Source organism: Paracoccus sp. FO-3 (assembly GCF_006386455.1).
GTDB lineage: Bacteria > Pseudomonadota > Alphaproteobacteria > Rhodobacterales > Rhodobacteraceae > Paracoccus > Paracoccus versutus.
In genome coordinates, this window is sequence record NZ_VCBQ01000139.1 from 1 (window position 1) to 9,339 (window position 9,339).

Genomic DNA, 9,339 nt, shown 5'->3' on the forward strand with positions numbered 1-9,339 from the left:
TTTCGGCACCAGACCGGATAGGGCATCGCCACAAGGAGGCCAGTCATGGCTAAAGAGCGTTTTGACATCAAGCAGCACGTCACCGACACGATCATTGCGCAGATCGAGGCGGGCACCCCGCCGTGGCGCAAGCCGTGGACCGGCGACATGAGCGGCGCGAGCTTTCCCTTGCGGCACAATGGCGATTCTTATCAAGGCATCAACATTCTGATGCTTTGGGCGACGGCGCATGTTCGCGGCTACAATTCCGCGCGCTGGATGACCTTCAAACAGGCCCTTGAGCTTGGCGGTTGCGTGAAGAAGGGCGAGAAGGCGACGAAATCAGTTTTCTATGGCTCGATTGAGCGCGAGGACGAGAACGCGGCAGAGGGCGAGGACGGAAAACGCCGCATCCGGTTTGCCAAGACCAACAATGTTTTCAATGCCGACCAGATCGAGGGCTTGCCGGAAGCCTACTACATCCGCCCGGAACCGCCCCGCGATCTTGGCACCGAGGCCGACGCCGAGCTTGACGCTTTCTTTGCCCGCAGCGGGGCGGAAATCATCACCACGGAGGAACCGCGCGCCTATTTCCACCCGACGAAAGACCACATCCATATGCCTCCGATTGCGACGTTCTACAGCGCCGCCGGATACTATGGGACACTCGCCCACGAGCTGACCCATTGGGCTTGCGGCGAAAAGCGCCTTGCCACTCAGAAGGCCCATGCGAACCGGAAGGAATACGCCTTTGACGAGCTGGTGGCTGAGATCGGCGCATGTTTCCTTGCCGTTCAGCTTGGCGTCGAGCCGCAGTTTGACCAGAGCGCGGCCTATGTCGAGGGATGGCTTGAGGCCCTGAAATCCGACAAGGAAATGATTTTCAAGGCTGCCGCCGAGGCACAGAAGGCCGTGGACTACATCAACGAAAAGGCCCGCGTCTCCGAGGGTGAAAAGCAGGTGGCCGCATGAGCGGCCCCCACACCCTGCCCCGCCTGTCCTGCCGCAAATGCGGCAGGATAAACCCGCCGGTCTATTTCGCCCCGGTGACGATCGAGGGCGAGGGCTCTTGCATCTGCTACGCTTGCGCCGAGGCGCGCCAATGGCTGGACCAAGACGGCAACTTGCGCCCCGGCATCGAGCTTTGAACCTGTCAGCCCCCGCCCCCCGGCGGGGGTTTCCTTTGCCCTGGTGCTATGTTTGACGGGGCCGGGGCCACGCTTGCGCGCGGCCCCGGCCCCGCCCGGCGCTTCGCGCCGAGCCTGCTTTCGCAGGCGCAAGGTCAGAGGCAGGTGAAGGGCATGGGATCGCCAAGCTCAACCTCGGTCGAGCTGTCGCCAATCGTAACCGTGACTGTCTGATGCGCGCGGAATCCGGCGATCAGAGTTTCCCATTCCACGGGGTTGGCCGTCGCTTTTCCGTAGCGCCCATGCACCATTGCCGCGCCGATCCTGTTGCCATCGGGAAAGCTGAAGCCCACCTCGGCCGACAGGTCGGGGTTGTCGCCGGCTTCGATCAGGACGGCGCTTTCCGTGGTCCCATAGACCGTGTTCGGATCACAAACCAGCGAGACCACCACGCCCGCATTCTCCGTCCGGTAGAGATCGACCCCACGCTCATGCTCATGTTCCCAGGCACTTGCCACAGCGGGCGATGCCGTCAGAATAATTACGCTGCAAATCAATGCTTTATGAAACTGCATAGGCTGCCTCCTTTTGGGAGACAGCCTAGCATTTTTGGAACAAAAAGGGAAGATTGTTCAAAGGTTTCGGCGGTTTCCGACCATCTGTCTTGCCACACGTCGAAAGAGGCTACCGCGCGCCCCTCGGGGTTCTTCAAGGTGATTTCCCCGCGCGTCTTCGGATCGCGCATGTAAGCCGCGCCAAACTCGCGCAGGGTCTTCGAGCTGGTCGAGTAGACCGTGCCAAGGCTTCGCCCGTCTTCCTCGGCCGACAGCGAGAACATTGGTGTCTTACTCATAGATGACATTTTCCCTGCGCCCGTCCTTCCAGCGCGGAAGAATCTCGCCGGTGTTCCACTCGTAGAGCCATCCGACGATTTCGCGCGTCCTGGCATCGAGGATGCGCTTGATTGCTTTCGCTTCCAGTCTTTTTTGCCTCGGCATGGTTTTCACTCCGTTTTTTTGATCCACGGAGCGCCCCGTTCCCGCGCCTTCTTCATCATTGAAGGGAGGGTAAGCGCCCGCTTACCCCTGCCGAGCGGCGAGCGTGAGAGGATGGGGGTGAAGCAAAATCGACAGGGGTGGTGCGGCCCGCAGGCGCAGCCGAGGACACGGCCCTGTCTATTTTGCTTCAGGGGGAAGGAAGCCGAAACTCCTTCCCCCTTCTATGCAACAACGTGACGCGGCTTGCCGCGTCTTCTAATCCTTCTTCTGGCGAAGCTCTTCGATGACTTCATCAAGGCAGGTCCAGAACACGGGTTCGAACTGGCCCCGCACCATCGCGCTATCGGATTGGAGACGAAGCGGATCATGCTTTTCGCGCAGATCGTCCAGGATGTTCGCGGGGAGCCGTTTCGTTGTGTGGTAGCCTTCACGCATCGGGAGGCGATCTGCCTCGGGCTTTTCAATATATTTGGCCTTCAGCTCGAACCTGGCCGTTGCCCGGCGTCCGGCAAGCACGATCACATCGCGGGCGGCGATCCCCTGCCCTTCCAGAGCATCGAGCTTCTTGCCCTGATCGACTTTCACAGCAGCGTCGAGGCGCGTTTCCCGTTTTTCGGCGGCGGGCTTTGGTGCCCTGGGGGCTTGCGGTTCTCGATCTTTTTCCACGCGCGGGCGAGCGGGCTTATCAGCTTTGGGTTTACTGGCAGAGGGAGTGTCGGTTTCAGGATCAGGCTTCGCAGGAGCTGGCGTTTGTTTAGCCGCCGGTTCCACGGGAGCGGAGGGCTTCGGGATTTCCGCTGCGAAGGTTCCGGTGCTTTCGCGAGTGGTTCCGAAATTGGTGGTGTATTCAGGGTTGAAGCCCTTGATGTTCGGACGTTGCTTTCGGGCCATTATGCGATCCCTCCAATGTCCTGAAGGATCGCCAGTGCTTCGTCCAGAGCCTCTTCATAGTGCTTTGCGTGGGTGCGCAGCAGAGGGTTTGGATCGTTGCGCCGTGCCTCAGCGAGATAGTGGAGAAATCCGAGGCTGGCGGCGTCTTTGTGTTGTTTGCGCTCCATGAAGTAGTTCTGGACGACCGGGAAGGATTGAACCGCTTCCAGCTCAAGTTGCTGTTCGGTTTTGCTCATCCGTGCGGGAACGCTGGAAAGAACGACATGGAAGGTCGGCAGGTTCTCGGGATCTTCGGTCCTTCCCCGGAGGTCAACATACCATTTGTGGGTGTCTTGCGTGATTTCCATGTCGTCGTTGGACAGCATCATGGGCACCACAAGAATGTCGCTGAAGGCCGCAAGATCGTCGGCCCAAGCACCAGCGGCCCCAAGCGTGTCAACGAAGACGAAATCCGTTGATCCTTCTTCCCAGGCAGCATCCACCCGCGCCTCGAATGCTTCGGGTGACTTCAGTTCTTCGATGGTGAAATTCGGGTCTTCGATCTTCAGCTTCTCAGCCCATCGAAACAAGGCTTGTTGCGGGTCAGCATCTAGGACAAGGCATTTCTTGCCTGCGTTCATAGCTGCACTCGCCAGGGCACGGGTCAGCATCGTCTTTCCGGCGCCGCCTTTGCGCGTCATGACGGTGATGACTTTCATGTTTTCGTTCGGCATTGCTCGGCCTCATGTTCAGTGTTGTTTGTTCAGTGTTGTTTGTCCGGTGTTCCGGGTTGACTGTCGCTTGTCGCTTGTCGCTTGTCGCTTGTCGCTTGTCGCTTGTCGCGTGATGCCTGTTTCTTGTCCCTTGTCGGGTGTTGCGTGTCAAGTGTTATCTGTCCAGTGTCCAGTGTCCAGTGTCCAGTGTCCAGTGTCCAGTGTCCAGTGTTGCCTGTGGTGTGATCCGTGTTGCTTGTCGTTTGTTGCGTGGCAACTGTTGCGTGTTGCGTGTTGCGTGTTGCGTGCAGGATGGAGGCGATGGAGTCGAACGGGGCAGCGAAGGGCCCCTCTTCCTCATCGCAATCAGACCTTTCGCGGGGACTGCCTGCCTCGGTCGGGGGCGGCATGGCGCACAGGAGCGCCGCAGCGGCTCGCTGAGGGCGCTTCCGAGGTTTCTGAGGGGGTAGGGTGCGGAGAGGCGCTTCTAGCGCCTCACAGGGCATTTTTGGAGGGGTGGGCCGGAGCGGCCCAGATCGAACCCCGGTTCGATCACGGCACGGACAAGCCGTGCCTGATGCGGAATACAGCCGAACTTAACGGCTTCGACACTCGACACAATCCCCGGATTGCGTCGAAGCCTATTCGTCTGTATGAAGGTGGCGGTGACAGCCCGGATGAACCACTCCCCATACCAGACTGCGTTTTTTCGGAACGCTGGGGTTTTACATACAACCTCAGCTTGATACCCCTGCTGCAAGAGGACCCTGAATTGCGTCTCTGTAACCACATTAGGCGCTTCTTTGTTTAGGTCGGTTCTCACGGTCGGCGCTTTCCCTTTTGGCTAACGGACCGTGAACCCTTCTCGGGCATCTCAGTCCTACGACATTATAAGATGGGGCGCAACATTGTAATGTTGCGCCTCGCAGAAAGTTCTGCTCTAAGGCACCAATACACATCACCAACCAAATTCCCAAGTGATCTAAAGGGACAGCACAGGATGCCGAGAACGCAGCTACCGGCCTACATGCTTATAATGTCGTCTATTTTTTCGGCTTCCGGGGTGCAAGCAAATACCTGCTTCCCCCCTGAACGGCCTTTCGTTCCCGCCGAAATCGAGTCCGCAAGGGAGTATCGCGACCTGATCTATGACGACTTCCAGATCTACTTCGAGGACTTCAGCGCCTACCTGCAATGTCTCGATCAAGAGCGGGCGCGGGCCTTCCAGGAAGGGCAGGAGGTCAGCGAGGAATACCGCCGCTTCTTCGACCAAGTGGTCTCCGAAGACTGATACCTCTATAGTTGAGCGGGTTTCCGCTCATGGCCGTGGATGCCCTTGCGGTCGAACCCGGCAGATGAACGCCTGCAACGAGCTGGTGCGAACCGCCCTTGCCCTGTCCTGCAAGATGATTTTCAACCGGAATATGTTGCCAATCGGCCTGCATTCGCCTTATCACAAGATTATAAGGGTGCGCCCTTCCTTATAGCACCGCCATTCATCGAAGGAGATACCATGTTGAAGCTGCTCCGCACAACCGCACTGGCCTGCGCCGTCGCGGCGTCCAGCTTTGTCGCGGCCCCGGAGCGGGCGCAAGCACAAAGCTACCAGATCGACTGTGCCATTCTGCTCTGCCTTTCGGGCGGCTGGCCAGCCTCCGAGCCTTGTGCTCGCGCCCGCGCAGAGTTCATTCGCAGGATCACACCCTGGCCGGTCGAGCCGCCCCTGCAAATCTGGCGCTGTCCGATGGGCGCGTCCTTCAATGTCGATCCGTCCGAGCTGAACCGGACCCGCATCTTCGACATTCTCATGCAGGACAGCAGCCCCGCGCCGCTGCAATCCCTTCCAAGCGCACCACTCACGGACGACGCGCTTGAGCCGCAGCCCGCCGTTCTTCGCCAGAGCGGCGGGACTGCCCGGCGGCTGCCTGAAGGCTTCGCCCTGCATTTCGTGCAGGAAGGGGAATACAGCGACGACAACGGCACGGCCGACATCGACATCAGCGGTTCTGAGTTCGACTTCGTTCGCTCGATCCGCGTCTTCAACGTGACCTACGCCCGGCAGCATTCCGGCCGTGACGATTGTAACCGCATGGCAAGCGTGCGCATGGGGTCTTACGGCACCCAGGGCGACTTCCATTGGCGGGGGTCATCCGTTGGTGCGCTGCCCGAGGCCCATACGGGGATGGAACGTTTTGGCGAAGACTGCCCGAGCATCTGGCACCGCTCCGTCTTCGTGGAATGGCGCGATTATCAGGGCAACTATGGCTTCGAGCAGGTCAACTACTAAGCGTAGTGCCGGGTAGGTCCGGTCAATACTATAATTGCGACAGGCATCTAAAGAGAGTATGCCTGTCGTGAACGATCATAAGAATCGAACAGGCAAGGAGAGCAGACACCCCAAAAAGCAAACCCCCCGCAAGGCGGCAACCAAGCGAGGGGGGGTCTAAGAACCTAGGAATTGGCGTTCCGAACGGTCCAAGCAAAAACTCTTTTCAGGACTGGTTCTACCACCCTCCCGACAGCCAAACAAGCAAAAAACGCATCTGTGCGAGCAGGAGAATTTTGCCTTGCCGCCTTGTCCAACGAGCAGAAAAAGGACAAGGAAATGAACCACTCACCACAAGTCGCGTTGCCGCAGGGCATGACCCGCCGCGACGTGATCGCCGTCATCAGCGAGATCGGACCCGACCTTAACCTGAGCGGAGCGGCAATATTCGTGCTGACCAAGCTCATCGGCAGCACGAGTGAAAAGGACTGGACCGAGCCGGGTGCCGATCCGACCTTCTACGGCACCCAGGAAACGATGGCCGAGCGCCTTCACATGACCGCCCGCCAGCTCCGCAGCCATGAGCGGAATTTTGAACGCAAGAACATCCTGAAGCGTGACACCAAGGCGAATGGTGCCCGCGAAGCCGGAACCGGGCGGGGCCTGCTTTTCACCCCGCTCAAAGCCTGCTTTGCCGACTTGCTGGCGCTGCGCGACCAGAAGCGCGCCGTGACCAAGCGCATCAAGGAGCTGAAGAGCCTTCGCAGCGTTCGCTTGCGCCGGATGAAGGAAGCAATCGCGCGGCTCGCCCCCGAAGCACTGGAATATGAGGCCGTCGCCTCGGTCCTCGCCCGGTTCAACGCCTGGCCGCGCTCCGACCGGCTTCATTCCCTCGGCCTGGACCGCCTCGAAGCCCATGTCGAAGACGCCGCCAAGCTGTGCATGGAACTCGAAGAGATCATTGAAAACCTACCTGATTCTTCCTGTGAACCGGCAGAAACCTTCCGGTCCTTTATACAAGAGGACAACCAGCAGAATCCTTCTGTAACCTGTAACGCCAGCGTGGATGAACGGAGCGCGGGCAAGCCCGCGCACTCTGGATTCCTTAGATCGGGGCCTGCCGGCCCCGATATTTGCAGAGAAAATGAGTGTGAAGCGGATAGCGGCGTTATCAACCCCAAACTTGAGGCGCTTTTTGAACCGGAGCAGCTTTTCAAGCTCGCATCGCCCGACTTCCAAATGACCCTTCAGGCAAGATCCAGTCAGATCACGAAGGAAGCGATGATCGACGCCGCCCACGACATGCTTTCACCCCTCGGGATCAACTATTCCGCTTGGCGATCCGCGTGCGGCGAACTCGGCCGCCTCGGCGCCACCCTTTGCGTCCTGGTCCTCGATGCGAACCGCGACCACCCGCAAACCCCTGTGCGCAACCCCGGTGGGGCGCTGCGTGGCATGATCCGAGCGCACAAACGCGGTAGTCTCAATCTCATCGGCAGCGTGATCGGCTTGCAGCGCCGGCGAGGATATTAAGCGAGCCGCAAGAACACCAAATGGCCCAATTTCGTTCACAGTGTTACAATCTTGGGTAGGATATTATAGGAATGCTGGGCGGACGTGCTTTCGATCCGTGGCGGCGACCCACCGAAGCGGGCGAGTGAATGGAACAAACGATTGACAAGTTAGTGGGTCGCCGCATCCGGCAACGGAGGTGGCTGGCCGGGCTTTCGCAACAGGCCCTGGCCGAACAGATCGGCGTTAAATTCCAGCAGGTCCAGAAGTATGAGACCGGCGCGAACCGGGTCAGCGCCTCGCGCCTCTGGATGATTGCCGATGTTCTCGGCGTCCAGATTCCCTATTTCTTTGGGGATGAAGAAGCGACAGACGTGGGCTCGATCGACGCGATACCCGATGGCTTGACCAAGGATGCCTACCAGCTCTTGAACATTTTCTACGGCCTCGATGACCAACGCCGCGAGGCGCTAGTGCGCCTCACGAAAGCGATGGCAGGCTAGATCAACCCTCGCGCCGATCCGACCGCGCCGGATTGCAGCTATACATGCCAAGCTCTGCACCATCATTGCCATGCGCGATGACCGTGCCGGCGATTGTCGCCCCCGCTGGTTCCAGCGGCCGCATTTCGACCTCGGCACTGACGCCCTGGAACGTGCGCAGCGCGGCCAGCTCGCACGCCTCAACATCATCAAACTCAGCCGTGATGACTTCCGAGCCAGACTGCATGTTAAACAGCACCAATATCAGGATGATTTTCATGTGAGACCCTTTCTACGAGAGAGGGCCGGTCCCTCACGGTCCCGACCCTCTTGGAGAACAGCGCATGACGCTTTCACCTTCCGCGATCATCGGCATCCCTGCCTGTATCGCACCCCTTCAATATCATAATCATGGACTCAGGACAATAACATTGCGCGGAATCCCGCCCTTCATCTTCCCTGAAATATCCTCGGGGGAGCGCCGCGAGGCGCGGGGGCAGACAGCCCCCACGGTGTAGCTCATGGTCACTCTTCAGAAAGAGCCGCATTGTATTCGATTGTGACCGCCTCCACACGCTCGATTTGCAGGTCGATCTCTTCTAGGTCGATCCGTGGAAGAGTTGGGCCCCATCGGAAGGTTTCTTCGTAGAACCACGCTAAGGAAGAACGAAGCATAAACATGGCTTATGGTGTGGTGTTTCTGATCACCTTGTAAGCTGTTGATCTGCCTATGCCGAGGTGTTTTGCGGCCTGCGCGACGGATTTTCCGGCGCTGACGAGATCTTGAAGGGCTGAGATTGTCTCGGGCTGCAATGGCGGCCGCCCCGGGGTGCGGCCATGCTTTCGAGCGTTGATCAGGCCGTCTTTGGTGCGCTCTGAGATCAGGCGGCGCTCGAAATGCGCAATGGCCCCGAAGACGTGGAATACGAGTTCGCCAGCGGCGGATGTCGTGTCGATCCGCTCCTCAAGGCTGATCAGATTGATCTCTCTGGCCTTGAGGTCATCGACGGATTCCAGAAGCTCTTTGAGCGAGCGGCCCAAGCGATCTAGGCGGATGACAGCGAGAGTATCGTTGGGCCTGGCCTGATCAAGCAAGGCCGCCAGACCGGGCCGGTTGAACGTCTTGCCGGAGATCACGTCTTCGAACACGCGAATGGCACCGTGTTGCAGCAGTCGGTCTTTTTGGCCGGACAGGTCTTGGTCGGCGGTTGAGACCCTTGCGTATCCGAGGATGTCGCCGGTGCGTGGCATGGTGTCTCCAAAACGACCGTTTTGTAGCCTGACTTCACGTGATCGCTGTGATCCTGAATTGGCGCAGCAAATCTGTCTTTTTATTGGTCTCTATAATATTCGAGGTCTTCAAACTGGCTCTGTTGCAAATTATTCCTGAGT

Annotated in this window: 13 protein-coding genes; 6 read left to right on the forward strand and 7 right to left on the reverse strand. The window is 58.9% G+C overall.

Going from position 1 to position 9,339, the window contains the following annotated elements:
- Positions 1-45: 45 nt before the first annotated feature.
- Both FE811_RS23865 and FE811_RS23870 read left to right on the forward strand, forming a co-directional pair.
- Positions 46-951: an ArdC family protein gene (locus tag FE811_RS23865; protein WP_140849018.1), complete on the forward strand. Its 906-nt coding sequence runs from the start codon at positions 46-48 to the stop codon at positions 949-951.
- Positions 948-1,127 (forward strand): hypothetical protein, encoded by a 180-nt coding sequence (locus tag FE811_RS23870; protein ID WP_074647535.1) that lies wholly within the window; start codon positions 948-950, stop codon positions 1,125-1,127. The genes FE811_RS23865 and FE811_RS23870 overlap by 4 nt, the downstream gene beginning before the upstream one ends.
- A 134-nt stretch (positions 1,128-1,261) precedes the next feature.
- Here the strand turns inward: FE811_RS23870 and FE811_RS23875 are convergent, their stop codons facing one another.
- From FE811_RS23875 to FE811_RS23895, 5 genes are all read right to left on the reverse strand, one after another.
- The gene (locus FE811_RS23875) at positions 1,262-1,681 is read right to left on the reverse strand and encodes a hypothetical protein (RefSeq protein ID WP_140849020.1); all 420 of its coding nucleotides are present in this window, start codon (positions 1,679-1,681) and stop codon (positions 1,262-1,264) included.
- Positions 1,660-1,944 carry a hypothetical protein gene (locus tag FE811_RS23880; protein WP_140849022.1) on the reverse strand — a complete coding sequence of 95 codons (285 nt, stop codon included), beginning with the start codon at positions 1,942-1,944 and terminating at the stop codon, positions 1,660-1,662. Before FE811_RS23880 ends, FE811_RS23875 begins: the two co-directional genes overlap by 22 nt.
- 7 nt (positions 1,945-1,951) lie before the next feature.
- Entirely contained in the window at positions 1,952-2,131 is a 180-nt protein-coding gene (locus tag FE811_RS23885) for a hypothetical protein (protein ID WP_127562610.1), read from the reverse strand.
- Between the two features lie 228 nt (positions 2,132-2,359).
- Complete coding sequence (locus FE811_RS23890) at positions 2,360-2,995, reverse strand: hypothetical protein (RefSeq protein ID WP_140849024.1); 636 nt, start codon at positions 2,993-2,995, stop codon at positions 2,360-2,362.
- Positions 2,995-3,693, reverse strand: a complete 699-nt coding sequence (locus tag FE811_RS23895) for an AAA family ATPase (RefSeq protein ID WP_181180947.1) — start codon at positions 3,691-3,693, stop codon at positions 2,995-2,997. The genes FE811_RS23890 and FE811_RS23895 overlap by 1 nt, the downstream gene beginning before the upstream one ends.
- A gap of 994 nt (positions 3,694-4,687) precedes the next feature.
- Between FE811_RS23895 and FE811_RS23905 the strand changes: the two genes are divergently transcribed.
- The 4 genes from FE811_RS23905 to FE811_RS23920 all read left to right on the forward strand — a co-directional run bounded on the left by FE811_RS23905 (position 4,688) and on the right by FE811_RS23920 (position 7,968).
- On the forward strand, positions 4,688-4,978 hold the full coding sequence (locus FE811_RS23905; protein WP_370362700.1) for a hypothetical protein: 291 nt from the start codon (positions 4,688-4,690) through the stop codon (positions 4,976-4,978).
- A 222-nt stretch (positions 4,979-5,200) separates the two neighbouring features.
- Positions 5,201-5,974: a hypothetical protein gene (locus FE811_RS23910; RefSeq protein ID WP_181180948.1), complete on the forward strand. Its 774-nt coding sequence runs from the start codon at positions 5,201-5,203 to the stop codon at positions 5,972-5,974.
- 318 nt (positions 5,975-6,292) lie between these two features.
- Entirely contained in the window at positions 6,293-7,486 is a 1,194-nt protein-coding gene (gene repC / locus FE811_RS23915; protein ID WP_181180949.1) for a replication initiation protein RepC, read from the forward strand.
- A 128-nt stretch (positions 7,487-7,614) separates the two neighbouring features.
- Complete coding sequence (locus tag FE811_RS23920) at positions 7,615-7,968, forward strand: helix-turn-helix domain-containing protein (protein ID WP_140849032.1); 354 nt, start codon at positions 7,615-7,617, stop codon at positions 7,966-7,968.
- Between the two features lies 1 nt (position 7,969).
- Here FE811_RS23920 and FE811_RS23925 read toward each other — a convergent pair whose 3' ends face one another.
- Entirely contained in the window at positions 7,970-8,227 is a 258-nt protein-coding gene (locus FE811_RS23925) for a hypothetical protein (protein WP_093744140.1), read from the reverse strand.
- Between the two features lie 404 nt (positions 8,228-8,631).
- Positions 8,632-9,198: a recombinase family protein gene (locus tag FE811_RS23930; protein WP_028094410.1), complete on the reverse strand. Its 567-nt coding sequence runs from the start codon at positions 9,196-9,198 to the stop codon at positions 8,632-8,634.
- Positions 9,199-9,339 lie beyond the last annotated feature (141 nt).